This window comes from Nonomuraea sp. NPDC005501 (assembly GCF_040605905.1).
In the GTDB taxonomy this organism is placed as follows: domain Bacteria; phylum Actinomycetota; class Actinomycetes; order Streptosporangiales; family Streptosporangiaceae; genus Nonomuraea.
This window is the reverse complement of the sequence record NZ_JBEXDT010000002.1, coordinates 20,415-46,637: the sequence shown is the minus strand read 5'-3', so window position 1 is coordinate 46,637 and position 26,223 is coordinate 20,415. Positions and strand designations below refer to the sequence as shown.

Below are 26,223 nucleotides of genomic sequence, written 5' to 3'. Positions count from 1 at the left end.
CTTATGGGGGAGATCAGAGCGTCCTACTTGACAGCCGCGGAGTCGGCGGTGGCCCTGCTGGGCGATCCCGCCGTGGCCGCCGCCTGGGACAAGCCGAGCGCGCTCACCGAGTTCAGCGTCGCGGGGCTGGCCGGACATCTCGCCCACCAGCTCGTCCGGGTCGACCGGCTGCTCGCCGCGGGCCCGACGCCGGGGACGGAGCCGATCGGCCTGCTGGAGCACTACGCCAGGTCCCCATGGGTCGAGGCGGGCCTCGACCACGAGATCAACGTCGGCATCAGGCGCGCCGGCGAGGAGTCCGCCTCCGCCGGCCCCGCCGCGCTGGCCGCCGCCACGGCCGAGCTGCTGGAGCACCAGCGCGCCACCCTGCCCGCCGAGCCGGGCGACCGGGTCCTGGACCTGCCGTCGGGCTGGTCGCTGCTGCTGGACGACTTCCTCCTGACGCGCGTGATCGAGCTGGTCGTCCACTCCGACGACCTGGCGACGAGCGTGGGCGTGGGGACGCCGGCCCTGCCCTCGACGGTCGTGGACCCGGTCGTGGACCTCCTGGCCCGCCTCGCCGTCCACCGGCACGGCGCGACGGCCGTCATCCGCACCCTCAGCCGCACGGAGCGCGCCCCGGCCACCATCAGCGCGTTCTAGGACCAGGGGCGTCACCCGCGACCCCGGCGGCCCGACAGCGGCGGCCCGACAGCGGCGGCCCGACAGCGGATCAGGCGCGGGCCCGGGGCCCGCGCCTGATCCGTCCGGCACGGATTCGAGGTGCCGAAGGGCGACCGCTCAGTGACGGCGGCGACTACTGCGGCGGCGTCTTTCGCTGGATTGCCGGAGTTCCTGCAGCGCGACGTCCGGTTGCTTCGGCGGGCGGAACACGAAAGGCAGGAAGTTCTGGATGGACATGGAGTGCTGGATCGACATGACGTCTTCCCACTCATCTCTGGTTCGCCGGTCGGATGCGGACCGGCATGTCGGCTTCGAGCGATTCAATGTCTCCAACCAGGGGCGCGAGGGGAGGCTTCCAGGAAAGCGCGTGGCTTTGGGGGCATTTCGCCCGAGGTTGGCCGGGTGCCAACCTGGTCCGATCGTCCGTTGGCGTTGCGGGACCGATACGCGACCCGGATGCCATGAACCGCGGCCGCGTGCAGTTCTCGCGGGTCGTGCGCCGCTGCCGCCCCGGTCGCGAATCGCTCCCTGGTCGGCGGTGCGGGGGTCGCCGCGACGCTGCAGGTGAGAGCCGGCTACGTCAAATCTTTCGCGATCGTCACGGCGTCCCCGCCCTCGTGAGTCAGGCGGTGGCCAGGCGGAGGGCCTGGGCCACCTCATGGCCCTTGAGGGCGCTGGACGGGTCCAGGAGCCACTGTGACAGGAAGCCCGTCAGCATGGCCTGGTAGAGCGCGCCCACCAGCCGGGCCCGCTCCGGGTCCGTCGCCGGGTCGATGCCCGCGAACAGCTCCGCCAGCCCGTCCTGCGCCGCCCGCAGCCCCTGGACGAGGTAGGCGCGCACCTCCGGCAGATGGTCCACCTGGCCGACCAGCTCGAACTGGGTGATCCAGAGCGGCCGGAGCCGGTCCAGCGACTCGACGACCCGGTCCCACGCCACCTCGAAGCGCCGCAGCGGCGTGGCCCCGGGCTCCACGGAGCCGGCCAGCGTGGCCGCCAGCTCGTCGCCCCACTCCCGCATCGCCTCGAACAGCGCCTCGTTCATCAGCGCGTCCTTCGAGCGGAAGTGGTAGCCGATGCCCGCCAGGCTCACTCCCGAGGCGCTCGCGATGTCGCGGGCGGTGGTGCGGGAGTAGCCCTTCTCCATCAGGCACCGCTTCGCCCCGGCCAGCAGGTCCTCACGATTTCCCATGCCAGGAGAGTAGCACAATCGTCTCATACAATCGTTCTGGACAAGCGTCTGACACACGTGTACCGTTCAGGGCATGACGAACATCCTGATCTCCGGGGCGAGCATCGCCGGCACCACGGCCGCCTACTGGCTGCGCCGCCACGGCTTCACGCCGACCGTGGTCGAGCGGGCGCCCGCGATCCGTGAGGGCGGCTACAAGGTGGACATCCGCGGTGCCGCGATCGACGTGATCGAGCGCATGGGCCTGCTGGAGGCGGTCCGCGCCCGGAGCACGGAGATGCGCCACGTGACCCACTACGACGCCACGGGCCGTCGCGTCGCGACCATGGACGCCGACCTGTTCGGCGGCCGGCACGGCGGCGACGCGGAGATCATGCGCGGCGACCTCAACGAGCTGCTGTACGACCTGACGCGCGACGACGTCGAGTACATCTTCGACGACACGATCACGGGGATCGCCGAGGACGGGACCGTGACGTTCGAGCGCTCCGCGCCGCGCCGGTTCGACCTGGTCATCGGGGCGGACGGGGTCCACTCCGTCACCCGGCGGCTGGTGTTCGGCGAGGAGGAGAGGTTCCGGCGCGACCTCGGCTGCCACATCTCCATCTCGACCGTCCCGAACCATCTCGGCCTCGACCGCGAGGAGGCCGTGCACGTGGCGCCCGGCAGGACCGCGAACGTCTACAGCACCCGGCAGGACCCGACCGCCAAGGCGCTGTTCATGTGGTCGTCAGCGCCCCTCGCCTACGACCACCGCGACACGGCCCGGCAGAAGGAGCTGCTGGCCGAGGCCATGGCCGGGGCCGGCTGGGAGGTGCCCGAGCTGCTGGAGGCCGTCCGGCGCTCCGACGACTTCTACTTCGACTCGGTCAGCCAGATCCACATGGACCGCTGGTCGAGCGGCCGGGTCGTGCTGGTGGGCGACGCCGGCTACTGCGCCTCGCCGGCCTCCGGCCAGGGCACCAGCCTCGCACTGGTCGGCGCGTACGTACTGGCGGGCGAGCTGGCCCGGGGCGCCGAGGGCGCGCTCGACCGGTACGAGGCCGTGCTGCGGCCGTTCGTCGAGGCCAACCAGGAGCTCGGCCCGGCCAACCTCAAGGGGATGGTGATCGGGTCGCGCCTGGCCATCCGGATCCAGCTCATGATGATCAGGCTGCTGCCCCACCTGCCCGGCCGCGACCGGATGATCGAGCGGGTCGCCGGCGCCATCCACCGCGCCGCCAACGCCATCGCGCTGGCCGACTACACGACCGTGCAGGGCTAGAGCCAGGACCTCCTCATGCCCCCAGGATCCACAGGATCGCGCACGCGCGGGTGGAGTCCGTCGAAGAGGCCAGGCCGAGCCCCGGCGGGTCGGATGTATGCCCTGTGGCAGATGTGGCGGGACATGCCTCTGCCTAGCCTGTGACGACATCCGCGGCGCTCGCCGCACCACCTGTGGGAGGAATCGATGATCTGGCAGAGATCAGCCTTGCTCGCTGTGCCTCTGGTGATGACGCTGGGAGCGTACGCTCCCGCCGGCGCCGCCTCCCTTTCGTCCACTTCATCCACCGCGGCACCGGCGCCGTCCCTCACCTGGTCCGCGTGCGGCGCGGACGTCCCGGCCGAGTTGCGGTGCGCCCAACTGGCCGTTCCCGTCGACTGGAAAGATCCCGGCGGCAAGACGATCTCCCTCACCCTGGCCAGGGCATCCGCGACCGGCGAGGCCGCGGGGACCGTCCTGTTCAGTCCCGGAGGTCCTGGCGCCGCCGGCGTTCAGGCGCTGTCCCGGTCACTGCCCCGTTTCGCCGGTTTGCGTACCCGGATGAACGTCGTCACATGGAACCCGCGCGGCGGGCAGAGCGGCGAGCACCTCCCGCTGGCGTCCTGCGCGACCGGGCCCGCGTTCGCCACTCCGGAGAACCGGCGCGAGTACGACCAGGCGCTCAAGGCGAACGCCGCCGCAGTCGCCGCCTGCAGGGACGCCGCGCCCGGCCTGTTCGGTCACATGGACTCCGCCACCCAGGCCCGCGACATGGACGCCATCCGCGCCGGCTTGGGCGAGGAGAAGCTCTCCTATCTGGGCAACTCCTACGGCGGCGTGCTGGGCGCCTCCTACGCGCGGCTGTTCCCGCAGCGGGTGCGCGCCATGGCGCTGGACAGCGTGCCCGACCACGTGTCCCCGGTCGCGGAGTCCGAGCGGCTGCAGTACAAGGGCCTGGAGGAGGTGTTCAAGCGCTTCGTCCGATGGTGCGCCGGCTCCTCCGACTGCGCGCTGCGCGGGACCGACGCGGAAACGGCCTGGCAGGACGTCGTGAAGCGGGCCGAGCGCCATCCCCTGCCCGGTTCCGCGGCCGCTGGGGAACGCCGCTACGACGGCGACGACCTCAAGGCACTGGCGCAGGGCATGATCTTGCGCGAGGCGGGCTGGCCCGCGTTCGCCAAGGCCATCGCGAGCGCCTCGAAGGGCGACGCGTCCGGTTTCGACCCGCAGGGCCGCGGCGTGCCGCCGCAGCCGAGCGCCCTGCTCGCGGTGACGTGCGCCGACGGGTTCCGCTATGACGGCTACCGCGCCTACCGTACGGCGGTGCGGCGCTCAGCCAAGGTATCGCCGAACTTCTCCGGCGTACGGGAGAACGCGCGTCTCACGTGTTCGCCGTGGGCTCCCGAGGCCGCCAACCCGCCGGCGCCGTTGCCTGCTCGCGCGCTTCCGCCGCTGCTCGGCGTCGGGCCCGTCTACGAGTACAGCTCTGTCCGCGCCATCACCGACCAGGTCCCCGGCTCGGTCACGGTCAGGTACGACGGCATCGGCCATGGCCTGTACGTCAACCACGGCGATCCCTGCGTGACCGAGCACGTGGACAGATACTTGATCAACGGTACGCTCCCGGCTCCCGGCGCCACCTGCCCCGCAAGGCCGGCGTGATACTTGGTCGCGTGAGACGGTCAGCGGCTTTCCGGTCCTTGGCACGGGACGCGGACGGCGTCTGGAGGCGTATCCCCGTCATGGGCCGCGACGCCCTGCTGGCCTGCGCCACGGCGATCATCGCGCTGACGCTCTCGGCGCTGGACGGATGGTGGCGCGGCCGGCCTGCTGAGCTCACCGACGTGGGCGCGGCGGCGCTGTGGGCGGTGCCGACCCTGGCGGCCTGCGCACCGCTGGTGATACGCAGGCGGCTGCCACTGACGGCGGTCGTCGCCTCCGCGGCGGTGATGCCGGCGGTCAGTCTCGCTCTGGAGCGCGACACCGGCACCTGGATCCTGGGCCTGACCGTCGCGTCGGCGGCCTTCCACCGCCACCGCCTGCGCTCGGCGCTTCTGATCGGCTCCATCGTCTGGGCGGTGGCGGCAGGCATCGGGGGCATGTCCACGCCGGGCCTCACCAGCATGTCCGTCTACGCGGCGGCCGGGGCGGCGCCGGTCGCCGCCGGATACGCGCTGCGACTGCGGGCCGACCGCGCCGCTCAAGCGGCGCGGCTGCAACGTGCCAGGGAGGAGCGGGCACGCTCGCAGGAGGCAGCACGGATCGCCCGAGACGTCCACGACATCGTCGGTCACCACCTCAGTGCGATCAGGCTCCAGGCGGTCGGCGCCCGGCGGGCGCTGGCCGGTCGCGACTCCGAGGCCGACCGCGCACTGGCCGGCATCGCCGGTCTGTCGGCCGAGGCGCTGGCCGAGATCCGGGCGCTGCTCACGACATTGGTGCGGTCGGACAGCGAGGACCAGCCGCAGGAGCGAGGCCTCGCAGACCTGCCCGCGCTCGCGGAACGCAGCGGCGGGTCGGAGCTGGCCGTCGCCCTCGACGTCGATCCCCACCTGGAGAGCACCGTCCACCCGGAGACGGCGGCCTGTGCCTACCGGATCGTGCAGGAAGCGCTGACCAACGTGGCGCGGCATTCCACGGCCGGAACGGCCTCGGTCAAGGTTCGTGGGGCGAACAGCCGGGTCGTTGTCACCATCGACGACTCGGGTCCGCCCCGCCCATCGGCCGGCGGCGACCTGGCAGACGACCGCGTTCCGAGCGGAGGGCGCGGCCTGACGGGCATGCGTGAGCGCGTGGAGGCGCTGGGCGGGCACTGCCACATCGGGTCACACGGCAAGAACGGCTGGCGGGTGCGCGCCGACCTCCCCGTGCTCCCCCCGGACGCCCGTGTGGATCGTGGGCCGGCGGCGAAGGCGGGCGATGGCGGGGCCGGCCCTTCCCCGGAGTCGCCCCGGCACGATCGTCTGGTCCGGCGGGTGGGTTCGTGATCCGCCTTTTGATCGCCGACGACCAGCATCTCGCCCGTGAGGGACTACGGCAACTGCTGAGCCACGAGCCCGACATCGCCTTCCTCGGCGCCGCGCGCGACGGGGCCGAGCTGGTCAGCATGGCGCGCGAGCACCAACCGGACGTGATACTCACCGATCTCCGCATGCCGGGCACGGACGGGATCACGGCCATCCGGCGGCTGATGGCCCGGGCGCCGTACATGGCAATCATCGCGCTGACCACGTTCGACACAGACGAGTATCTTTTCGGGGCACTCGAAGCGGGCGCTGTGGGCTTCCTGCTCAAGGACGGTGACCCCGACCTCTACCTGGCGGCGGTGCGCGCGGCCCACCGAGGTCAGGGATTGATCGACCCGCAGGTCACCCGCAGGCTCGTGCGCCGCTTCGCGACCCCGCCCGTCCAGGCCGACGCCCGCGAGCTCACGGTGCGGGAGACGGAGGTGCTCCGGCTGGTCGGGCTGGGCCGGTCCAACGCTGAGATCGCCGATGAACTCGGCATCGCCGCGGGAACGGTCAAGATCCACGTGTCACGCGTCCTTGCCAAGATCGGCACGCGCACCCGTGTCCAGGCCGCGATCTACGCGTATCGATCGGGGCTGGTGCCCCCGGACGAGTAGACGCACCGGACGGCCTCCCACCGGAGCAGCGGTAGGTCCACGATGTGGTGTCCGAGACGTTGCCGGAGGCATTCAAACACCGGCACCGCTCCGATCCCGCCCGGGCCGCCGCGATGATCGACCCGTCCCAGTCCGTGGGGCAGTCGGCGGAGGCCTGCCGGCGGCGGGATCGTGCTCGTCATGACGTCTGCGGAGCTGGCTAGTGGTCTCCCGGGCCGGTGGTGGCCGCCGCGTAGTGGCAGGCCGCCTGGGCCGCGGGCACCGCCGGCAGGACGGCCAGCGGCTCCGCCCGGCACCTGCCGTCCACCCCCGCCTCAGCCGCCCGGCCGGAGGCGAGCACCTGGCAGCGGGCGTGGAAGCGGCATCCGCCGGGGATGCGCGTCGGGTCCGGCGGCTCGCCGGTGAGCACGATCCGCTCGGGCGACTCGGGGAGCACCGACAGCAGGGCCTGCGTGTACGGGTGCCGCGGCGCGGTCAGCACCTGCTCGACCGGGCCCGACTCGACGATCCGGCCCAGGTACATGACCGCCACCCGGTCGGCGATGTTCCAGGCGAGGCCGAGGTCGTGGGTGACGACCAGCGCCGACAGGCCCAGCTCGTCGCGCAGCCGGAGCAGCAGCGCGAGGATCTCGCCCCGCACCGAGGCGTCGAGCGAGGCCACCGGCTCGTCGGCGATCAGCACCTTGGGCTCCAGGGCGAGCGCCCCGGCGATCACGACGCGCTGGCGCTGGCCGCCGGACAGCTCGTGCGGGTAGCGCAGGAAGAACCTCTCGGGCGGCCGGAGCCCGGCCCGGGACAGCGCCGAGGCGACGACCTCCTGCTCGCCGGCCAGGCCGTGGATGCGCGGCCCCTCGGCGACGGCCTCGTAGACGGTCTGGCGCGGGTTGAGCGAGCCCATCGGGTCCTGCAGGACGAGCTGCACCTCCCGGCGGTACGCCTTGAGCGCCTTGGAGCCGTACTGCAGGGCCGTCCCGCCGTACAGGACGGAGCCGGAGGTGGGGCGTTCGAGGCCGAGCAGGGTGCGGGCGAGCGTGGTCTTGCCGCAGCCGGACTCGCCGACGAGCGCCACGATCTCACCCTCGCCGATCGCGAGGTCCACCCCGTCGACGGCGCGGGCACGCCGCCCGCGCGAGGGGAACTCCACGTGCAGGTCGCGGGCCTCCAGCAGGGTGGGGCGGACCGTGCCGACGGTCTCCACGGGGGCTTGCGTCTCGGTCACGAGGTCTCCATGGTGGCGGTCTCCGCGGGCTCGGCGGGCTCGGTGGCGGCGTCGGCGGCCGGCCGTACGTGTACGCAGGCGGCGCGGTGTTCGGGGCCGGCGCGCCAGAGCTCGACGTCCAGGGTGGGGCACTCCTCCACCGCGACCGGGCACCGCGGGTGGAACGAGCAGCCCGTCGGCAGCTCCATGGGGTCGGGCGGGTCGCCGCCGAGCCCCTTGGGCGCGAGCCGCGAGACCGGGTCGCCGACCGTGGGGAAGGCGGCGGCCAGCGCGGCGCTGTAGGGATGCCGGGGTTTGTGGAACACCTCGTGCGACGGTCCGTGCTCGACCACCCGGCCCGCGTACATGACGGCGAGGCGGTCGCAGACGTCGGCGAGCACCGACAGGTCGTGCGAGATCATGATCAGCGAGATGCCGCGCTCGGCGAGCAGCTCCTTGACCAGGGTCAGCACCTGCGCCTGGACCATCACGTCGAGGGCGGTCGTCGGCTCGTCGGCGATGATCAGCCGGGGCGAGCAGGCGAGCGCCATGGCGATCATCACGCGCTGTCGCTGCCCGCCGGACAGCTCGTGCGGGTAGCTGCGCGCCCGCCAGGCGGGCAGCCCGACCTGCTCCAGCAGCTCGGCGACGCGCCCCCGGGCAGCCTCGGGCCGGGCCAGGCCGTGGACGAGGAGCGGCTCGGCGATCTGGTCGCCGATGCGCTGCACCGGGTTGAGCCCGTGCTGCGCGCCCTGGAAGACGATCGACGCCTCCGCCCAGCGGACGGCGCGCATCCGGCCCCACTTCATGGTCAGGACGTCCTCGCCGTCGAGCAGGATCCGGCCGCCGACGCGGGCGTCGCGCGGCAGCAGCCGCAGCAACGCCATGGCCAGCGTCGACTTGCCGGACCCCGACTCACCGGCGACCCCGAGCGCCGTCCCCGCGTCCAGCGCCAGCGACACCCCGCGCACGGCGGGCACCTCGCCCGCCGCGATGCGGTAGGTCACGGAGACGTCGTCCAGTTCGAGCAGAGCCATCAGCCCGCCTTCCTGAGTCGCGGGTTGAGCACGGCCTCCAGCGCCCGGCCGCAGAGCGTGAACGCCATGACGACGGCGAGGATGCAGAGACCGGGGATGAGGATGTACCACCACGCGCCCTGCGTCGCCGCGCCGAAGTCGTAGGAGGCGCGCAGCATGGTGCCCCACGAGGTCTTGTTGGCGCTGACGCCGAGGAAGGCCAGCGTCGACTCGGTGACGATGGCGCTGGCGACCTCCAGGGTGGTGCTGGCCAGCAGCAGGGGCGCGACGTTCGGCAGCACGTGGCGGGTGGTGATGTGCCAGTGGCCGCCGCCGAGGGCCCTGGACCGCTCGATGTACGGCCGGGCCTCCACCGCGAGGGTCTGCGCCCGGATGAGGCGGGCCGTGGTGGGCCAGGTGGTCACGCCGATCGCCACGATGATGGTGAACGTGCTGCCGCCCAGGATGGCGGCCAGGACCATGGCGGTGATCAGCGAGGGCAGCACCAGGAACCAGTCGGTGACCCGCATGAGCACGCCGCCCAGCCAGCCGCGGAAGTGCCCGGCGGCGATGCCGACCACCATGCCGATGACGATGCTGAGCAGCGCGGCGAGGAAGCCGATGAGCAGCGAGGCCCGCGAGCCCCACCAGACCATCAGCAGGATGGACCGGCCGGACTCGTCCGTGCCGAACGGCTCGGCCAGGCTCGGCGGCGCCCACTTGGCGCCGGTGCCCGACACGACGCTGGTCACGCTCTCGTCGATGAACAGCGGCGCGACGAGCGCCAGCACCACGGCCACGACCAGCGCCACCAGGCCGGCCATCCCGGCCTTGTTCTGCCGGAAGCTCCGCCAGAACCGGCCGAACGCCAGCCGCCTGCGGCTCCAGGCGACGGATTCCACAGTGGCGGTGGTCACGCCGACCTCACTCTCGGGTCGAGCAGCCGGTAGACCACGTCGGCCAGCGTGTTCATGAGGATCACCGCGACGGTGATGAGCATGAACGTGCCCTGCATGAGCGTGAAGTCCGGCACCTTGATCGCCTCGTAGAAGAGCTGCCCGAGACCGGGCCAGCTGTAGATGGTCTCCACGGTGACCGCACCGCCGACGACGAAGCCGATGCGCATGAACACCAGCGTCACCGTGGGCAGCAGCGCGTTGGGCACCGCGTGGCGGCGCCGTACCTCGTCGTCGCGCAGGCCCTTGGCGCGGGCCACCGTCACGTAGTCCTGGCTGACCTCCTCCAGCAGGGAGGAGCGCATGACCAGCAGGTACTGGGCGTAGACCACGGCCACCAGCGTCAGGCAGGGCAGCACCATGTGCGAGGCCACGTCCAGCACGTACGCGAACCCGTCGGGCGCGTCCACGCTCTCGATGCCCCGCGTCGGGAACAGCCCCGGGATCGGCCCGATGCCCACGCCGAACACCATGAGCAGCAGCAGCCCGAGCCAGAACGTCGGCACGGACCACAACACCAGCGAGACCCCGGTCGAGACCCGGTCGAAGCGGGAGTTGTGCCGCCAGCCGGCCCGCGTGCCCTGCCAGAGCCCGAGACTGACCGCGATGACCAGGCCCACGCCGGCGAGCAGCAACGTCGGCCCGAGCCGCTCGCCGATCAGGCCGAGGACGGGCCGCTTGTACTCGTAGGAGGTGCCGAGGTCGAAGCGGAGCGTCTTGCCCACGAAGTCGACGAACTGGTCGAGCACCGGCTTGTCCAGGCCCAGCCGGTGGCGCTCCAGAGCGAGCTGGGTGGGAGTCATGTTGCGGCCCTGCGCGAGGTTGCGCACCGGGTCGCCGGGCAGCAGCCGGAACACGAAGAACGTGCCGACGATCACCATGGCGATGCTGAACAGCGCCCCACCCAGCTTCGACAGCGCGTACCGAAGCGTGCCGCCGTGGGTGGAGCGCTCGTCACCAGGGCCCGCCGCCTGGACGGCGGCGGGCTCTGCTGCTTCGAGCGGTGCTGTCATTCGCGCTCGTCCGCGACGCCCTTGCGTCGCCTGGTCACGAGGAACACCACCAGTCCGAGGACGACCACGCCGCCGACCACGCCGAGGATCAGTCCGGTGTTGGACCCGCCGTCGGCCGTCGAGCCGGCGGCCGGGGCCGCGACCGTGTCCACGGTGTAGAACGGCCAGTAGCCGCTGCCGCCGTAGAGCAGGCCGTTCTCCTCGGGGATCGAGGTGATGCTGGTGATCCGGTCCTTGCGGTAGCCCTCAAGGTCGTTCGTGTAGTAGATCGCGATGATCGGCGCCTCGGTGTAGAGGCGCTCCTGCATCTGCTTGATGAGGTCGGCGCGCTTGGTGCGGTCGAGCTCCTTGAGCTGCTCCTGGTAGAGCTTCTCGTAGGTCGGGTCGCAGTAGAACGACTCGGTGCCGCCGCCCTCGCCCTTCGGGGTCGGCCGGCGGCTGCACAGGTGCGTCGCCAGGACCTCCTCGGGGTCGGGGTTGACCGACCAGCCGCTGATCGCGATGTCGTAGTTGCCCGTGACGCCGGTCTCGTCGGAGAACTTGCTGGAGTCGAGCTTCACGGTGGTCAGCGTGACGCCGATCTCCTTGAAGAAGCCGGTCAGGTACTCGCCGAGCTTGTCCTCGATCGGGGTGTCGGCGTGGATGGTGAAGCGGAACTCGAGCTTCTTCTTGCCGTCGGGCATCGTCCGGACGCCGTCGGCGCCCTTCTTGTAGCCCGCGTCGTCGAGGATCTTGTTGGCCTTGGCCGGGTCATAGGTGACCTTGGTGTCGCCGCTGGCCTCCCAGAAGAAGTCCTTGTACATCGGCGGCACGATCGAGCCGTCGGCCGGCTTGGCCAGGCCGCTCTGCACCTCGGCCACGAGCTTCTGCTTGTCGATCGCGTAGTGCAGCGCCTGGCGGACCTTCACGTCCTTCAGCGCGGGGTGACCGTCGCCGACCGGCTTGTCGTCGGTCGTCGTGGCGCCGGGGTTGACCTCCAGGTACGCGGCACGGCGGCCCTGGTTGTTCCACGCCACGATGTTCGGGTCGTTCTGGATGGCCTGGAACTCCGGCGGCGCGAGGCGGCCGATGAGGTCGATGTCACCCTTCTTCAGGCCGGCGATGGCGGCCTGCGGGTTGTCGTAGAGGATGACCTGGAGCTCGTCGATCTTCGGCTTGCCCCGCCAGTAGTTGGGGTTGGCCTGCAGCTTGACGTACTGGTCCTTCTTGTGCTCGACCGCGATGTAGGGCCCGCTGGAGACGGTCGGGTAGGTGTCGGCCTCGTAGTTGGCGAGGTCGGTCACCTTCTCCCAGACGTGCTTGGGCATGATCGGGATCGGGTTCTCCAGGATGGAGGCCTGGGGCGCCTTCAGCTTGATGACCAGGTCCTGGCCGTTGGCCGTGACACTCTCGAAGTTCTCCACGGCCGGGCCGTTGGCGGTCTTCGCGGCGTCATCGGTCATGATCTTGTTGAACGTCCAGGCGGCGTCGTCGGCCGTGACCGGCTGGCCGTCGGACCACTTGGCCTGCCGGATCTTGAACGTCCACGTGAGGCCGTCCTCGGAGGACGTCCACGACTCGGCGAGATCGGGGCTGGGCTGGAGGGTCTTCGAGTCGGGCACCGTGAGGTAGCCGTACATCCACCGGTGGATCGAGGTGGAGACGAGACGGACCGCCAGGAAGGGGTTCATCGAGTCCACCGCCTGGGTGGCCCCGACACGGAGGACCTTCTTCCCCGCCGCAGGCTCCTGGGCCAGTGCCACCTGACCCTGGCCTGCCAGTAACAGCGCTACGCCCAGCACAGCCAGGCGTGCGATCCATTTCCTCATATGTGCCTCACCTTCAGGCGGGAATTCCTGTGTAGAGAAAGGCACACCATACGAACAGTGCGTGTCAACGAGTGACGGAAAATTGTTTCATCTTCGTTTCCTGATCCGGTGTAAATTTTCAGTCGGTCTCGATGACCTTGCCCTGATCCACGCGGAGCCGGCGATCCACGTGGACGGCGTCCAGCATCCGGCGATCGTGGGTGACGAGCAGCAGCGTGCCGGGGTAGGCGTCCAGGGCCGACTCCATCTGCTCGATGGCGGGCAGGTCGAGATGGTTGGTCGGCTCGTCCAGCACCAGCAGGTTGACACCTCTGGCCTGGAGCAGCGCCAGGGCGGCCCGGGTGCGCTCGCCCGGCGACAGCGTCGAGGCCGGCCGCAGCACGTGCGCGGCCCGCAGCCCGAACTTCGCCAGCAGCGTCCGCGCGTCGGCGGGCACCATCTCGGGCACGTGCCCGGAGAACGCGTCCAGCAGCGGTTCCTCCCCCTCGAACAGCCCCCTGGCCTGGTCCACCTCGCCGACGACCACGCCCGGCCCCAGCGCGGCGTTGCCCTCGTCCAGCGGGATCCGGCCGAGCATCGCGCCGAGCAGCGTGGTCTTGCCCGAGCCGTTGGCGCCGGTGATCGCGATCCGCTCGGCCCAGCCCACCTCCAGGTCCACCGGTCCGAGCGTGAACGTGCCGCGCCGCACCATCGCGCCGCGCATGGTCGCCACGACCGCTCCCGCGCGGGGCGCGGCGGCGATCTCCATGCGCAGCTCCCACTCCTTGCGCGGCTCCTCCACGACCTCCATGCGCTCGATCAGCCGCTCGGTCTGGCGGGCCTTGGCGGCCTGCTTCTCGGTCGACTCCACCCGCATGTTGCGGCCGATCTTGTCGCCGTCGGTGGCCTTGCGCCGGGCGTTCTTCACGCCCTTCTCCATCCAGGCGCGCTGGGTGCGGGCGCGGGCCTCCAGGTCGGCGCGGGTGCCCGCGTACTCCTCGTACTGCTCGCGGGCCTGTCTGCGGGCGACCTCCCGCTCCTCCAGGTACGCCTGGTAGCCTCCGCCGTACAGCCGGATCCGCTGCTGGGCGAGGTCCAGCTCCAGCACCTTGGTGACGGTCCTGGCCAGGAACTCGCGGTCGTGGCTCACCAGCACCGTGCCCGCCCGCAGGCCCGTGACGAACCGCTCCAGCCGGTCCAGCCCGTCGAGGTCGAGGTCGTTGGTCGGCTCGTCCAGCAGGAACACGTCGTACCGGCTGAGCAGCAGCGACGCGAGCCCCGCGCGGGCCGCCTGGCCGCCGGACAGCGAGGTCATGGCCTGGCCCAGGTCCACGGCGAGACCCAGGTCGGCGGCCACCTCCTCGGCCCGCTCCTCCAGGTCCGCGCCGCCCAGCGCCAGCCAGCGCTCCAGGGCGTCGCTGTAGACGTCGTCGGCTCCGGGCCGCTCGTCGACGAGGGCCTGCGTGGCCGCGTCGAGGTCGCGCTGCGCCGCCGCCACGCCGGTGCGCCGGGCGAGGAACGCCCCGACCGTCTCGCCCGCCCTGCGCTCCGGCTCCTGCGGCAGGTGGCCCACGGTCGCGGTCGCCGGGCTCAGGCGTACGGCGCCCTCCTCGGGGGCGTCGAGGCCGGCGAGCATCCGCAGCAGGGTCGACTTGCCGGCGCCGTTGGCCCCGACCAGGCCGATGACGTCGCCCGGGCTCACCACCAGGTCGAGCCCCGAGAACAGCACCCGATCCCCGTGACCCGCCGCGAGGTCCTTCACCACCATGGTCGCGCTCATGTGGTCCGATGGTATCGAGCCGCGTCAACCCGGCTAGGGTGGCCCGATGCCACGCCTGACCGTCGCCCTCGTCGCCGTCCTGACGGTCGTGGCGGGGCTCGGGGTCCGGGCGCTGGCCGACGGCGCCTTCGCCAAGTACGCGGGCGACGCGCTGTACACGGTCCTCCTCTACACGCTCGTCGTGCTGGTCCGCCCGCGGATCCGGCCCGCCGTGGCCGCGCTCGTGGCGGGCGGGCTGAGCTGGGCGATCGAGTTCGCGCAGCTCGCCGAGATCCCCCCGGTCCTGCGGCCGGTGCTGGGCAGCACGTTCAACCCGCCCGACCTGCTGTGGTACGCCGTGGGAGCCGCCGCCGCGTGGGCCGCGCACGCATACATCCCAGGACGCCGGATAGGGGGTGAGGACATCCGCTCCAAGGAGGAATCCTGATGATGGACGGCAAGACGATCGCGTTCCTCGTCGCCCCTGAGGGGGTCGAGGAAGTGGAGCTCACCGAGCCCTGGAAGGCGGTCACGCAGGCGGGCGGCACTCCGAAGCTCGTCTCCACCGCCTCCGGCCGGATCCAGGCCTTCAAACACCTGGACAAGTCAGACACCTACGCCGTGGACGCCACGGTGGACGAGGTCTCGGCGTCGGACTTCGACGGCCTGGTGCTGCCGGGCGGCGTCGCCAACCCCGACTTCCTTCGCATGGAGCCGAAGGCCGTGCGGTTCGTCCGCGACTTCTTCGACGCGGGCAAGCCCGTGGCCGCGATCTGCCACGCGCCCTGGACGCTGGTGGAGGCCGACGTGGTGCGCGACCGCACCATGACCTCCTGGCCCAGCCTCCGGACGGACCTGCGCAACGCGGGCGCCACTTGGGTGGACAAGGAGGTCGTGGTGGACACCACGGGACTCAACATCCTGGTCACGAGCCGCAAGCCCGACGACCTCAAGGCGTTCAACCAGGCGACGGTCGACGCGTTCAGCGCCTGAGCTCGTCCGGCACGGACGGCGGCCAGGAGACGGCCCGCCCGCCGCACTTCACGAGATCTCCTCCGCGCCGCCGCTCAGGGCGGCGCGCTCGATGGCCGCGAGCAGCCGGTGCAGGCGCGCCGCGGCGTGGAAGTCGGGATCGGCCGGACGGCCCTCCCGGATGGCCCGCCCGACCTCCTGGTAGAAGTTGGCGACGTTGGCGACCGGACCGCCGGCCGGGTCGAAGGGCACGGTCCGGTAGGAGGCGGGCACCTCGACGCGCTCGCCGCCGACGCGGATCTCCCAGTCGGTCCAGTGCATGTACACGCCCGGCCGGGTGGGGCCGGCGGTCAGCGTTCCCTCGGAGCCGACGAGCTTGACGAGGAACCCGTCCGGGCTGCCGCTGCCCCCGTGGACCGTGACGGAGGCGGTGGCGCCGCCGGCCAGGGTGCCGTGGAGCAGCACCTGGCTCGGTACCCGGTTCGCGACGGTCCGGCCGGTGTCACCCACCGCGACCGTGTCGTACCGGCGGGGCAGCCGCGCCGACACCTCGGTCAGCGGGCCCGCCATCCGCTCCAGCGTCGCGAGGAAGTGGCCTGCCATGATCGTGAGGATGGTGGTGCCGCCGGCGGGGTCGGTGCTCCACTCCATGCCCGCCGGGATGACGGCGCCGCCCAGCGGGTCGCCCGCGGCGACCAGGACGGCCGACTCCAACCGGCCGACGCGGCCCGCCGCGACCAGGTCGCGGACGAAGCGCGCGTCCGGCGAGTGGTGCCCCTGGAGGCTGACGGCGTGGACCACGCCGGCCGCCGTGGCGGCGCGGGCCAGCTCGTCCGCCTCGGCCGGGTCCACGGTCAGCGGCCACTCCGACACCACGTGTTTGCCCGCCTCCAGCGCGGCCCTGATGACCGCGGCGTGCCCGGGCGCCTTCACCGACACCACCACGAGGTCCACGTCGGGATGGGCGGCCAGCGCGCCGGCGTCGGCGAACGCCAGCGGCACTCCGTGCTCGGCCGCCGCCTTCCCGGCGCTGGCCCGGTTCGTGGTCGCCACCGCCGTCACCTCGAACCCGTCCAGCCCGGCCAGCGCGGGCAGGTGGGACACCGCCGCCCAGCCGCTCGCTCCGACGACTCCGGCTCTGATCATGTACGACCTCTCCTAGTTACGTATCGATCGGTATGAAACTAGGGGAGGCGGAGCTCGGGATCAAGAGGTAACGTACCGATAGGTATAAAACTTGGGAGGTACGGCATGCCCGGCGGCAGACCACGCGCCTTCGACGCCGACATCGCGCTCGACCGGGCGCTGGAGGTGTTCTGGAGGCAGGGCTACGAGGGGACGTCGCTGTCTGATCTGACCGCGGCGATGGGGGTCAACCGGCCCAGCCTGTACGCCGCCTTCGGCAACAAGGAGGAGCTGTTCGCCAAGGCGCTCGACCGTTACGTCAGCGGCCCGGGAGCCTTCGCCGCCGAGGCCCTGACCGCGCCCACGGTCCGGGAGGTCGTCCGGCGCCTGGTCGAGGGCGCGGTCGAGCTGACCACCGGCGCCGGCGGGCCGGGCTGCCTGAGTGTCAACAGCGTCCACGCCTGCGGCCCCGACTCCGCCACCGCCCGTGAGGCGGCGATCGCGTGCCGCAGGGCCGGCGAGACCGCGCTGCGGCGGCGCTTCGAGCAGGCGCCCGACCTGCCACCGGGCTGCGACCCCGCCGTCCTGGCCCGGCTGGTCCACACCGTCACGGACGGCATCGCGGTGCAGGCGGCGAGCGGCCGCACCCGCGAGGAGCTGCGCCAGGTGGCGGACCTGGCTTTGCGCACCGTCCTCGCGGAGCTCACGGACATCCCCGAGCCCGCCTGATCCGCCCGATCCACCCTGTCTGCCCGATCCGCCCGGTCTGGCGCCGGATCAGCCCAGCAGGGCCTCGGCGAAGGCGCGGACCGACGACCGCAGCCGCGTCACCCCGCCCTCGCGCATGACGTGCCTGACCAGGTCGGCGTCGAAGAGCCCCAGCAGGGCGTGGGCCGCGAAGGAGGCGTCGAGGCCGGGCCGCGCCTGCCCGGCGAGCGCGGTGACGTGCGCGTGCCAGCGCACGTAGGTCGGGTCGGCGTACTTGTCCTCCGCGCACGCCCGCTCGTGCGCCGCGAACAGCGCGAGGTTGCGCTCAGCCAGTCCCGCCAGCTCGTCCAGGAAGGCGAGCAGCCTCGTCAGGGGCGGCGAGCCGGGACCCAGCGGCGAGCCCGGAGTGTCGATGGCGCGCGCCAGCGCCTCCGCCCGCTCCGCCAGGAGCTCCTGGAACAGCCCCGTACGGCTGCCGAACCGGCGGAACACCGTGCCCTTGCCCACCCCCGCCGCGGCGGCCACCCGGTCGAGCGAGACGTGCTCGGCCCCGTGCGCGGCGAGCAACTCCTCGGCCGCGCGCAGGATCGCCTCCCGGTTACGCGTCGCGTCGGCTCGCAATCCGGCCCACCTCGTTCCGTCTCGCCCACTTGCAACCGGACCAACGGTCCCCATACTATCCCCACATCGAAGCGGACTGTCAGTCCGCTAATCTGGATGTCAAGGAGTCAAGCGATGCGTGCCCTGGTCGTCTCCGGCGGAGCCCTTCCCGCCGCACCCGTCACCGTGCCCGACCCCGAGCCCGGCCCCGGTCAGGCGCTCGTCGAGATCCACCACGCCTCCGTGAACCCCTCCGAGCTGCGTCACATCGGCCACTTCCCCGACGGGGCGGTCCTCGGCTACGACGCGGCCGGCGTGGTCCTCCGGGCCGCCGAGGACGGCACCGGGCCGGCCGCCGGCGCGCGGGTCGTGGCCTTCGCGGCGGGGGCGTGGGCGGAGCGGGCGGCGTTCGCGACGGACGCGCTGGCCGTCGTGCCGGACGGCGTCCACCTCTCCGACGCCGCCGCGCTGCCGATGGCGGGCATCGCGGCGCTGCGCTCCCTGCGCGCCACCGGGCCGCTGCTGGGCAGGCGGGTGCTGGTGACGGGCGCGTCCGGGGCGACGGGACGGCTGGCCGTGCAGCTCGCCCGGCGGGCCGGGGCGCACGTGATCGCCCAGGTCCGGGACCCGGCACGCGCGGGCGACCTGGGGGCCGAGACGGTGACGGACCTCGACGGCGTGGAGCCGGTGGACGCGGTCATCGAGCTGCTCGGCGGGCCGTACCTGGTGGCGGCGTGGCGGTTGCTGAGGCCGGGCGGCAACCTGCAGAGCGTCGGGTGGGCGGCCGGCGAGCCCGCGGTGTTCGTCCCGAACTCGACGTTCGTGCTCGGCGAGGCGCGGACGATCAGCTCGTTCGGTGACGCCGCCGCGCCCGCGGCCGACCTGGCGTACCTGGTGGAGCTGGTGGCGCGGGGCGAGCTGTCGGCCGGAGTGGGCGGGCGGTGGTCTTGGGAGCGGCCGGGCGAGATGGCGGCCGCGGTACGGGATGGAAAGGTCCGCGGCAAGGGGATCATCGACATGGATCCGACAAGGACCGATGACCCCGCCAACAATCAGCTGTAACGCCTTGCCCTGACCTCCGAAATGGTCTACAGGTAGACCAATCAGTGACTCCCCCCGCGCACAGGGAGACCTCATGACCACTGAAGAGGATTCCAGGCGGCTCGCCGAGCTCGGCTACAAGCAGGAGCTGGCAAGGACCTGGAGCGGCTTCTCCAACTTCGCGATCTCCTTCTCCATCATCTCGATCCTCGCCGGCTGCTTCACGACCTTCGGACAGGCCTGGAACAACGGCGGCCCCATCGCCATCTCATGGGGCTGGCCGCTGATCTCCGTGTTCATCCTCATCATCGGGTTATGCCTGGCGGAGCTGGTCTCCGCCTATCCGACCGCGGGCGGCATCTACTGGTGGGCCGCCACGATGGGCAAGCCGATCCACGGCTGGTTCACCGGCTGGCTCAACCTCATCGGGCTCATCGCGGTGACCGCCTCGGTGGACTACGGCTGCGCGACGTTCCTGAGCATCACCCTCAACCGGGTGACGGGCGGCGCCTGGGAGGCGACGCTGCACCAGGCGTTCCTGCTCTTCGTGGTCGTCCTCGTGCTCCACGCGCTGATCAACATCTTCAGCCACCGGCTCATCTCGCTGCTGCAGAACGTCTCGGTCTGGTGGCACGTGGCCGGCGCCGCGGTCGTGGTCGCCATCCTGGTCCTCGCGCCGGCCGAGCACCAGTCGCTCGGGTTCGTCTTCACCGAGAAGATCAACAACTCCGGGTTCGGCAGCGGCGACGGGGGGCTGCCGTTCTGGCTGTACGTGCTGCCCCTGGGCTTCCTGCTGACGCAGTACACGATCACCGGCTTCGACGCGTGCGCGCACGTGTCGGAGGAGACCCAGGGCGCGGCCAGGACGGCGGCCCGCGGACTGTGGCAGTCGATCTTCTACTCGGCGATCGGCGGCTGGATCCTGCTGCTCGCGTTCCTGTTCGCCGCGACGGACGTGGACGAGATCAACAAGCAGTCCGGCTTCGTCGGCGCCATCTTCGAGACCGCCCTGTCCTCGCCGCTGGCCACGGTGATCTTCGCCATCTCCACGATCGGCCAGTTCTTCTGCGGGATGAGCTGCGTGACGTCGATGTCGCGGATGATGTACGCCTTCTCGCGGGACGGCGCGGTGCCGGGATGGCGGCTGTGGTCGAAGGTGGACCGCAACCGCACGCCGGTCAACGCCATCCTCGCGGGCTGCGCGGTGGCCGCCCTGATCACCCTCCCAGCCCTGTACGCGCCTCCCGGCACGACGACGCCGGTCGCCTTCTTCGCCGTGGTGTCGATCGCGGTCATCGGGCTGTACCTGGCGTTCATCATCCCGATCTGGCTGCGGCTGCGGATGGGCGACAGGTTCCGGCCGGGGCCGTGGACGCTCGGCGGGAAGTACCGGGTGATGGGCTGGATCGCCTGCGCGGAGATCGCCATCGTGTCGGTCTACTTCATCATGCCGTTCTCACCGGCGGGCGTGCCGGGCGACCCGAAGTTCACGTGGACGTCGGTCAACTACGCCCCGCTCGCCGTGGGCGTCGTACTGATCGGCATCGCCCTGTGGTGGGCCCTGTCGGCCCGCCACTGGTTCACCGGCCCCCGCCGCACCGTCGACGAACTCCCCGTCAGCTGACGCCACACGTCAGGCGGCCTCGAAGGAGGCCGCCACGGCGGCGCGGACCTTGTCCATCGTGGTCTCGCCCAGCTCGCGCTTGAGCGAGGTCATGTCCACGTCGGGCATGCCGCAGGCCACCGCCCAGTGCCAGGGCTCCAGGTCGCCGTCCACGTTGAGGGCGAAGCCGTGGCTGGTGACGCCGCGGCTCTGCCGCATCCCGATTGAGATGATCTTGCGTCCGGTGGCCGACGTCCAGACGCCGGTCAGCAGCTCCGAGCCCGGCGGGGTGTCGCGGCGCTCGGCGGGCAGGCCGAGCGCGCCCAGCGCCTCGACGAGCCGCAGCTCCACCTCGCGGACGTAGTCCACGATCCCCTCGTCCTCGGCCAGCTTGACGACGAGGTAGCCGACGAGCTGGCCCGGGCCGTGGTAGGTGAGCTGGCCCCCGCGGCCGGTCTCTACCACGGGGATGCCGCGCGACGGGTCGGGCAGGTGGGCCGCGGGAGTGCGGCGGCCCACGGTGTAGACCGACGGGTGGCTGAGCAGCCAGAGCGTGTCCGGCCGCTCGTCTCGCTGGCGCTCGGCGACGAGGTCGCCCATGCGCTCCATCGCCTTGTCGTAGTCGACCAGCTCGTCCTGGATGAGGGTCAGCGGCCTAGCCTTCATGGTTAGAGGATAGGCCGCCCGCGCGGTCAGTACTTCCTCGGCTCCTCGGGCACGAGGAGCCACATGGCGACGTACAGGACCCACATGGGGCCGGGAAGAAGCGACAGGATCAGCCACAGGACGCGGACGAGCGTGGGCGGCAGGCCCATCTTGTCGGCGAGACCGCCGCAGACGCCGGCCAGGACTCTGTGCTCTCGTGAGCGGTACATGCTGTTTCCTCCGTGTGGTTGCACCTATCTGGACAACGGACAACCAGACGTTCGCTCTCCCCTCACGCACCCTGAGAAAACCCTGACAGGGTCAGCCACCGGTGCGCCCGCGCCAGATGCTCGCTGGTCAGGCCCCCTCTGGGGTCCACGGGGACGAGCAGGAAGTCGTCGAGACCCTGGCGTTCCCTGAGGTAGTTCTCGTCCTCCCACCGCACCTGGTCGTCGAACCAGACGAACGGCCTGCGCTCCACGTACGCGGCCACGTGCGGCGTCTTGAACATCTCGCCCATGTCGCTGCCCAGCACCGGCCCCATCGGCACGACGGGCAGCTCCGGCAGGCCGATGCGCGGGCCGATCCACTCGTTGGCGTGGTCCTCCCAGGTGGTGGCCCAGGCCAGCTCCGCGCCCGTGGCGATGGCCAGCTCCAGCAGCCGGGCCCCGTGACGGGGGTTGAGATGGACGGTGTAGACCTCGTGGCCGACCGTGCACCGGTAGCGGCGGAAGCCGGGGTCGGGCCGGCCGAACGGGTTGAGCACACCGTCCACGTCGACGAGCAGCAGCGGCTTCACCTGGCCGCTCCCGCCCGGTGCTCCTGCGGGCTGATCCCGCGCACGCGCTTGAAGGCGGCGCTGAGCGCGAACGAGCTGCCGTAGCCGACCCTGCGGGCGACGGAGCCGATCGTGGCGTCGGGCTCGCGCAGCAGGTCGGCGGCCAGCGCCAGCCGCCAGTCCGTGAGGAACGCCATGGGCGGCTCCCCCACCAGGTCGGTGAAGCGCCTGGCCAGCGACGCGCGGGAGACGCCGACGGCGGCGGCGAGCGAGGCGACCGTCCACGCGTGGGCGGGGTTGTTGTGCAGCATGCGCAGGGCTCTGCCCACGATCGGGTCGCTCTGCGCGCGGTACCAGGCGGGGGCGTCGTTGTCCGCGAGCCACGACCGGAGCGTGGAGATGAGCAGCAGGTCGAGCAGCCGGTCGAGGACCACCTCCTGGCCGGGCTCGTCCCGCACGATCTCGGCGCCGAGCAGCCCGATCACCGGGCCGCCGGACTGGACGAGCAGGGGCGGCAGCGCCTCCAGCAGCCGCCTGCTGATCTCGCCCTCCATCTGGTACGTGCCGGTGATGAGCACGGTGGCGCCCTCGGGGTCGTTGCCCCACGTGCGCACGCCGAGCTCCATGGACTGGTAGAGCGCCTCGCCGTCGAGCGTCGTGCAGCGCTGGCCGGGGTGGATGACGATCTGCGGCGGGGTGGCGGGGTCGTCGGCCACGGTGTACGGCTCGGGCCCGCGCATGAGGGCCACGTCGCCGGGTGCGAGGCGCACGGGCTCACGGCCGTCGGGGACCACCCAGGCCGCGCCCCGGACGAGCGCCGCGAGCGTCAGCGGGGCCTCGTCCTGCACGCGCAGCGACCACGGCGGGTCGAGCAGGGAGCGGAGCAGGAAGGCGCCGCGGGCGCGGGGGCCGTCGAGCAGTGCGGCCAGATGATCCATGCGTTAGACGATCGCATATGGAAGTGCGCTTCTCAACCATGGAGAGTCCAACGATCAACGGGCTTACTGGAGGCATGACAACTTTGGTGCTGGGCGGCACCGGCAAGACCGGCCGCCGTGTGATCGACAGGCTCACCGCTCTCGGCCGTCCCGTGCGGTCCGGCTCCCGCTCCTCCACGCCGGCCTTCGACTGGGCCGACCTCGACGGCTGGCCGGCCGCCCTCCAGGGCGCCGAGTCGGTGTACGTGACCTACTACCCCGACCTGGCCGTGCCCGGGTCGGGGCAGGACATCCGGGCGCTCACCGAGCTCGCGGCCGAGAGCGGCGTCCGGCGGATGGTGCTGCTGTCCGGCCGGGGCGAGCCGGAGGCCCAGGCGTGCGAGCGGATCGTCCAGGAGTCGGGGCTGGAGTGGACCGTCGTCCGCTGCGCCTGGTTCATGCAGAACTTCAGCGAGGGCTACCTGCTCGACGCGATCCAGGCGGGGGTCATCGCGCTGCCGGCCGGGGAGGTGGCGGAGCCGTTCGTGGACGCGGACGACATCGCCGACGTGGCCGTGGCCGCGCTCACGGAGGACGGGCACGCGGGGCGGGTCTACGAGCTGACCGGGCCGCGGCTGCTGACGTTCGCGGACGCCGCCGCCGACCTGTCGGCCGCGCTGGGCAGGACGGTGGAGTACGCGCCGGTGAAGCCGGAGGAGTTCGCCGCGGGCGCCGCCGAGGCCGGCGTGCCGCAGGACGAGATCGAGATGCTCAAGGCGCTGTTCGCCGAGGTGCTGGACGGGCGCAACGCGTACGTGGCCGACGGGGTGCGGGAGGCGCTCGGCCGGCCCGCGCGCGACTTCACCGCCTTCGCCCGCGACTGGGCGCAGGGCATGCGGGGTCCTCGCATCCGCTAGCCTCACCTCGTCACTTTCGCGGCTTTGGAAAGGTGCTCCGGTGATCGGCTGGTTCGAAGCGGTGGTGCTGGGCCTCATCCAGGGGTTGACCGAGTTCCTGCCCATCTCCTCCAGCGCCCACATCCGGGTGGTGTCGGCGTTCTTCGGCTGGCAGGACCCGGGGGCGGCGTTCACGGCCGTGATCCAGCTCGGCACGGAGACCGCCGTGCTGATCTACTTCCGGCGCGAGATCTGGGAGATCATCTCCATGTGGACGCGCTCGCTGTGGACCCCCGCGCTGCGCTCCCACCACGCGGCCCGCATGGGCTGGTACGTCATCGTCGGCAGCCTGCCCATCGGCGTGCTCGGCCTGCTGCTCAAGGACCAGATCGAGACCGTCTTCCGCGATCTCCGCCTGGTCGGCACCACCCTGATCGTGTTCGGCCTCATCCTGTGGTGGGCGGACCGCACCGCCCGCAACAGGCTCACTCTGCAGAAGCACCTCAGCTTCACGCACGCCATCGTGTACGGCTTCGCGCAGTCGCTGGCGCTCATCCCGGGCGTCTCCCGCTCCGGCGGCACCATCACCGCGGGCCTCCTGCTCGACTACCGCCGCGAGGACGCCGCGAAGTACTCCTTCCTGCTGGCCATCCCGGCCGTGCTGTCGTCGGGCCTGCTGGAGCTGCGCGAGATCGGCGGGGGCCAGTCGCCGGCGTGGGGTCCGACGATCCTGGCCACGATCATCTCCTTCGTCGTCGGCTACGCGGCGGTGGCGTGGTTCCTGCGCTACATCAGCAAGCACCGCTTCACCGGCTTCGTCGTCTACCGGATCGCGCTCGGCCTGTTCGTCATCCTCGCGGTCACGCTGGGCTGGATCCCCGCCCAGGGCTGAGGCCGCTAGGCGCGCAGGGTGCGCGGGTAGCGGCTGGCCAGGGCGAAGACGACGGCGAACAGGGCCCAGGCCGTGACGTACGCGAGCGGATGGGCCCAGGAGTCGCCGACGACGTCGCCCAGCGCCTCGCGGCCCTCGAAGTAGAGCGTCAGCCCCAGCACGGCTCCCGGCACCGCGCCCCACCAGCGCTGCCACCACACCTCGTGGACCATCACCTCGAACACGACCAGCGCGATCGGCCCGAGCAGCAGAAATTTCAGGCCGGGCGGCTCGTCGAGCAGACTGGTGACGGCCATGACGGCCACGGCCGAGGCGACGGTCAGGAGGACGACGGCTCCGAAGGGGGCGGGCTCGTCACGCGGGTCGGTCTGCGGTTCGGACATGCGTCAATTCTGGGGCATCCACGGCGGGCCGGTAGGTCGCCAGCGTGAACAGCACCGCCACCACGCCGATCCCGGTCGCCAGGACCACGACCCCCGCGCGGCCGTACCAGTCGAGCGCGAGCCCGCCCGTGATGCCCGCCACGAACAGCCCGAAGTACTGGGCCGAGGCCAGCAGGCCGAGGCCGATCGACACGTTGCCGGGCACCGCGCCGACCGTCCGGTACTGCTGCGCGGGCGCGATCAGCCAGCCGAGCGCGCCCCACAGGAACGCCCACACCAGCGCGACGGGCAGGGCGAGGTTCGCGACGGGGATGAGGGCCAGCGCCACGGTGGAGGCGACCAGGCCGGTCAGCACCATCCGGCGCGGCCCGTACGCGTCGGTGAGCCGCCCGCCGAGCTGGTTGCCCACCACGCCGCCGATCCCCCACGCCCACAGCACGGCGGGCAGCGGAAGGTCGAACAGCGAGCCGATGTAGGTGTAGGCGGTGAACCCGGCGCCGAACATGAGGAGCTGCGTCGTCAGCACCGCCAGCACCCGCCGGTCGGCCAGCGGCGCGAACCGCTCGGCCAGCCGTCCTGAGGTGGCCACCTTGACGTCGGGCACCACGGCCGCCACGCCCACGAACCCGAGGACGCCCAGCCCGGCCACCAGCCACAGCGTGGCCCGCCAGCTCGCGACGCCGCCCAGCAGGGTCCCGAGCGGCACACCGACCGCCGAGGCCACGGTGAGCCCGCCCATCACCAGCGCCAGGGCCCGGCCCCGGCGCTCGGGCGTGCTCATCGCCGTCGCCACGCCGGACGCGGTCGGGGTGAACATCGCCGCCCCCGCCGCCGCGATCACTCGCGTCGCCATGACCAACGGGTACGTGGGCGCGAGGGCGGTCAACGCGTTGCCCACGACGAGGACGGCCAGCGCGACGAGCAGGAGCCGCCTGCGGGACAGGCGTGCCGTCGCGGCGGCGAGCACGGGTGACAGCAGGGCGTAGGCCAGCGCGAACACGGTCATGAGCTGCCCGGCCGCCGACGGGGAGACGTCGAGGTCGCGGGAGATGGGGGGCAACAGCCCGGCGGTCACGAACATGCCGGTGCCGACGGCGAAGTTGCCCAGCGCCAGGGGGTAGAGCCGGGTGGTCACATGGTCCTCCGTACGCGTCAGTTGGACGCCCATCAAACTGTCGCACGGTTTGATAATTGTCAAACCATTTGGCGGAGAA

28 protein-coding genes are annotated in these 26,223 nt (G+C 71.8%); 12 read left to right on the top strand and 16 right to left on the bottom strand.

Features of this window, described 5'->3' with window-relative positions; translation table 11 throughout:
• Positions 1–27: 27 nt before the first annotated feature.
• Complete coding sequence (locus tag ABZS51_RS02100) at positions 28–642, top strand: maleylpyruvate isomerase N-terminal domain-containing protein (RefSeq protein ID WP_355434976.1); 615 nt, start codon at positions 28–30, stop codon at positions 640–642.
• Positions 643–780: 138 nt separating this feature from the next.
• Here the strand turns inward: ABZS51_RS02100 and ABZS51_RS02095 are convergent, their stop codons facing one another.
• Both ABZS51_RS02095 and ABZS51_RS02090 read right to left on the bottom strand, forming a co-directional pair.
• Positions 781–918, bottom strand: a complete 138-nt coding sequence (locus ABZS51_RS02095) for a hypothetical protein (RefSeq protein WP_355434974.1) — start codon at positions 916–918, stop codon at positions 781–783.
• A 367-nt stretch (positions 919–1,285) separates the two neighbouring features.
• Positions 1,286–1,852, bottom strand: coding sequence for a TetR/AcrR family transcriptional regulator (locus ABZS51_RS02090; protein WP_355434971.1), 567 nt, complete (start codon positions 1,850–1,852; stop codon positions 1,286–1,288).
• A 73-nt stretch (positions 1,853–1,925) separates the two neighbouring features.
• On the opposite strand from ABZS51_RS02090, the gene ABZS51_RS02085 reads away from it, so the two are divergent.
• The 4 genes from ABZS51_RS02085 (at position 1,926) to ABZS51_RS02070 (ending at position 6,720) form a co-directional block, all read left to right on the top strand.
• Positions 1,926–3,116 (top strand): FAD-dependent monooxygenase, encoded by a 1,191-nt coding sequence (locus tag ABZS51_RS02085; protein WP_355434968.1) that lies wholly within the window; start codon positions 1,926–1,928, stop codon positions 3,114–3,116.
• Between the two features lie 216 nt (positions 3,117–3,332).
• Positions 3,333–4,757, top strand: coding sequence for an alpha/beta fold hydrolase (locus tag ABZS51_RS02080; RefSeq protein WP_355435371.1), 1,425 nt, complete (start codon positions 3,333–3,335; stop codon positions 4,755–4,757).
• 80 nt (positions 4,758–4,837) lie between these two features.
• The gene (locus ABZS51_RS02075) at positions 4,838–6,082 is read left to right on the top strand and encodes a histidine kinase (protein ID WP_355434965.1); all 1,245 of its coding nucleotides are present in this window, start codon (positions 4,838–4,840) and stop codon (positions 6,080–6,082) included.
• Entirely contained in the window at positions 6,079–6,720 is a 642-nt protein-coding gene (locus ABZS51_RS02070) for a response regulator transcription factor (RefSeq protein ID WP_355434962.1), read from the top strand. The genes ABZS51_RS02075 and ABZS51_RS02070 overlap by 4 nt, the downstream gene beginning before the upstream one ends.
• A 199-nt stretch (positions 6,721–6,919) precedes the next feature.
• Here the strand turns inward: ABZS51_RS02070 and ABZS51_RS02065 are convergent, their stop codons facing one another.
• The 6 genes from ABZS51_RS02065 to ABZS51_RS02040 form a co-directional block, all read right to left on the bottom strand.
• The gene (locus tag ABZS51_RS02065) at positions 6,920–7,888 is read right to left on the bottom strand and encodes an ABC transporter ATP-binding protein (RefSeq protein WP_310707518.1); all 969 of its coding nucleotides are present in this window, start codon (positions 7,886–7,888) and stop codon (positions 6,920–6,922) included.
• Positions 7,889–7,935: 47 nt separating this feature from the next.
• Entirely contained in the window at positions 7,936–8,955 is a 1,020-nt protein-coding gene (locus ABZS51_RS02060) for an ABC transporter ATP-binding protein (RefSeq protein ID WP_355434958.1), read from the bottom strand.
• Complete coding sequence (locus tag ABZS51_RS02055; protein ID WP_310707018.1) at positions 8,955–9,851, bottom strand: ABC transporter permease; 897 nt, start codon at positions 9,849–9,851, stop codon at positions 8,955–8,957. The genes ABZS51_RS02060 and ABZS51_RS02055 overlap by 1 nt, the downstream gene beginning before the upstream one ends.
• Positions 9,848–10,903: an ABC transporter permease gene (locus tag ABZS51_RS02050; RefSeq protein WP_355434955.1), complete on the bottom strand. Its 1,056-nt coding sequence runs from the start codon at positions 10,901–10,903 to the stop codon at positions 9,848–9,850. The genes ABZS51_RS02055 and ABZS51_RS02050 overlap by 4 nt, the downstream gene beginning before the upstream one ends.
• Positions 10,900–12,711, bottom strand: a complete 1,812-nt coding sequence (locus tag ABZS51_RS02045; RefSeq protein WP_355434952.1) for an ABC transporter substrate-binding protein — start codon at positions 12,709–12,711, stop codon at positions 10,900–10,902. Before ABZS51_RS02045 ends, ABZS51_RS02050 begins: the two co-directional genes overlap by 4 nt.
• 118 nt (positions 12,712–12,829) lie before the next feature.
• The gene (locus tag ABZS51_RS02040) at positions 12,830–14,470 is read right to left on the bottom strand and encodes an ABC-F family ATP-binding cassette domain-containing protein (protein WP_355434949.1); all 1,641 of its coding nucleotides are present in this window, start codon (positions 14,468–14,470) and stop codon (positions 12,830–12,832) included.
• A 46-nt stretch (positions 14,471–14,516) separates the two neighbouring features.
• Between ABZS51_RS02040 and ABZS51_RS02035 the strand changes: the two genes are divergently transcribed.
• Both ABZS51_RS02035 and ABZS51_RS02030 read left to right on the top strand, forming a co-directional pair.
• Positions 14,517–14,897 carry a DUF2809 domain-containing protein gene (locus ABZS51_RS02035; RefSeq protein WP_355434946.1) on the top strand — a complete coding sequence of 127 codons (381 nt, stop codon included), beginning with the start codon at positions 14,517–14,519 and terminating at the stop codon, positions 14,895–14,897.
• On the top strand, positions 14,897–15,442 hold the full coding sequence (locus ABZS51_RS02030) for a type 1 glutamine amidotransferase domain-containing protein (RefSeq protein WP_310707023.1): 546 nt from the start codon (positions 14,897–14,899) through the stop codon (positions 15,440–15,442). The genes ABZS51_RS02035 and ABZS51_RS02030 overlap by 1 nt, the downstream gene beginning before the upstream one ends.
• A gap of 48 nt (positions 15,443–15,490) precedes the next feature.
• Here the strand turns inward: ABZS51_RS02030 and ABZS51_RS02025 are convergent, their stop codons facing one another.
• Positions 15,491–16,567, bottom strand: a complete 1,077-nt coding sequence (locus ABZS51_RS02025; RefSeq protein WP_355434943.1) for a Gfo/Idh/MocA family oxidoreductase — start codon at positions 16,565–16,567, stop codon at positions 15,491–15,493.
• 105 nt (positions 16,568–16,672) lie between these two features.
• Here ABZS51_RS02025 and ABZS51_RS02020 point away from each other — a divergent pair, with 105 nt between their 5' ends.
• Positions 16,673–17,275, top strand: a complete 603-nt coding sequence (locus ABZS51_RS02020; RefSeq protein WP_310707025.1) for a TetR/AcrR family transcriptional regulator — start codon at positions 16,673–16,675, stop codon at positions 17,273–17,275.
• Positions 17,276–17,323: 48 nt separating this feature from the next.
• Here ABZS51_RS02020 and ABZS51_RS02015 read toward each other — a convergent pair whose 3' ends face one another.
• The gene (locus tag ABZS51_RS02015; RefSeq protein WP_310707026.1) at positions 17,324–17,875 is read right to left on the bottom strand and encodes a helix-turn-helix domain-containing protein; all 552 of its coding nucleotides are present in this window, start codon (positions 17,873–17,875) and stop codon (positions 17,324–17,326) included.
• 114 nt (positions 17,876–17,989) lie between these two features.
• On the opposite strand from ABZS51_RS02015, the gene ABZS51_RS02010 reads away from it, so the two are divergent.
• On the top strand, positions 17,990–18,916 hold the full coding sequence (locus tag ABZS51_RS02010; RefSeq protein ID WP_355434940.1) for a zinc-binding dehydrogenase: 927 nt from the start codon (positions 17,990–17,992) through the stop codon (positions 18,914–18,916).
• A 73-nt stretch (positions 18,917–18,989) separates the two neighbouring features.
• Entirely contained in the window at positions 18,990–20,519 is a 1,530-nt protein-coding gene (locus ABZS51_RS02005) for an amino acid permease (protein ID WP_355434937.1), read from the top strand.
• A gap of 9 nt (positions 20,520–20,528) precedes the next feature.
• Here ABZS51_RS02005 and lipB read toward each other — a convergent pair whose 3' ends face one another.
• The 4 genes from lipB to ABZS51_RS01985 all read right to left on the bottom strand — a co-directional run bounded on the left by lipB (position 20,529) and on the right by ABZS51_RS01985 (position 22,859).
• A complete protein-coding gene (gene lipB, locus ABZS51_RS02000; RefSeq protein WP_355434934.1) occupies positions 20,529–21,164 on the bottom strand; it encodes a lipoyl(octanoyl) transferase LipB in 636 nt (211 codons plus the stop codon).
• Positions 21,165–21,190: 26 nt separating this feature from the next.
• The gene (locus ABZS51_RS01995; protein ID WP_310707030.1) at positions 21,191–21,373 is read right to left on the bottom strand and encodes a PspC domain-containing protein; all 183 of its coding nucleotides are present in this window, start codon (positions 21,371–21,373) and stop codon (positions 21,191–21,193) included.
• A gap of 62 nt (positions 21,374–21,435) precedes the next feature.
• Entirely contained in the window at positions 21,436–21,942 is a 507-nt protein-coding gene (locus tag ABZS51_RS01990) for an HAD domain-containing protein (RefSeq protein ID WP_310707031.1), read from the bottom strand.
• A complete protein-coding gene (locus tag ABZS51_RS01985) occupies positions 21,939–22,859 on the bottom strand; it encodes an AraC family transcriptional regulator (RefSeq protein ID WP_310707032.1) in 921 nt (306 codons plus the stop codon). The genes ABZS51_RS01990 and ABZS51_RS01985 overlap by 4 nt, the downstream gene beginning before the upstream one ends.
• A 74-nt stretch (positions 22,860–22,933) precedes the next feature.
• Here ABZS51_RS01985 and ABZS51_RS01980 point away from each other — a divergent pair, with 74 nt between their 5' ends.
• The gene (locus ABZS51_RS01980; RefSeq protein WP_355434929.1) at positions 22,934–23,755 is read left to right on the top strand and encodes an NAD(P)H-binding protein; all 822 of its coding nucleotides are present in this window, start codon (positions 22,934–22,936) and stop codon (positions 23,753–23,755) included.
• A 40-nt stretch (positions 23,756–23,795) separates the two neighbouring features.
• Positions 23,796–24,626 carry an undecaprenyl-diphosphate phosphatase gene (locus ABZS51_RS01975; RefSeq protein WP_355434926.1) on the top strand — a complete coding sequence of 277 codons (831 nt, stop codon included), beginning with the start codon at positions 23,796–23,798 and terminating at the stop codon, positions 24,624–24,626.
• Positions 24,627–24,631: 5 nt separating this feature from the next.
• On the opposite strand, the gene ABZS51_RS01970 is transcribed toward ABZS51_RS01975, so the two are convergent.
• Together ABZS51_RS01970 and ABZS51_RS01965 are read right to left on the bottom strand one after the other, a co-directional pair.
• Entirely contained in the window at positions 24,632–25,009 is a 378-nt protein-coding gene (locus tag ABZS51_RS01970; RefSeq protein WP_355434924.1) for a hypothetical protein, read from the bottom strand.
• Entirely contained in the window at positions 24,981–26,144 is a 1,164-nt protein-coding gene (locus ABZS51_RS01965) for an MFS transporter (RefSeq protein ID WP_355434921.1), read from the bottom strand. The genes ABZS51_RS01970 and ABZS51_RS01965 overlap by 29 nt, the downstream gene beginning before the upstream one ends.
• Between the last annotated feature and the right edge of the window lie 79 nt (positions 26,145–26,223).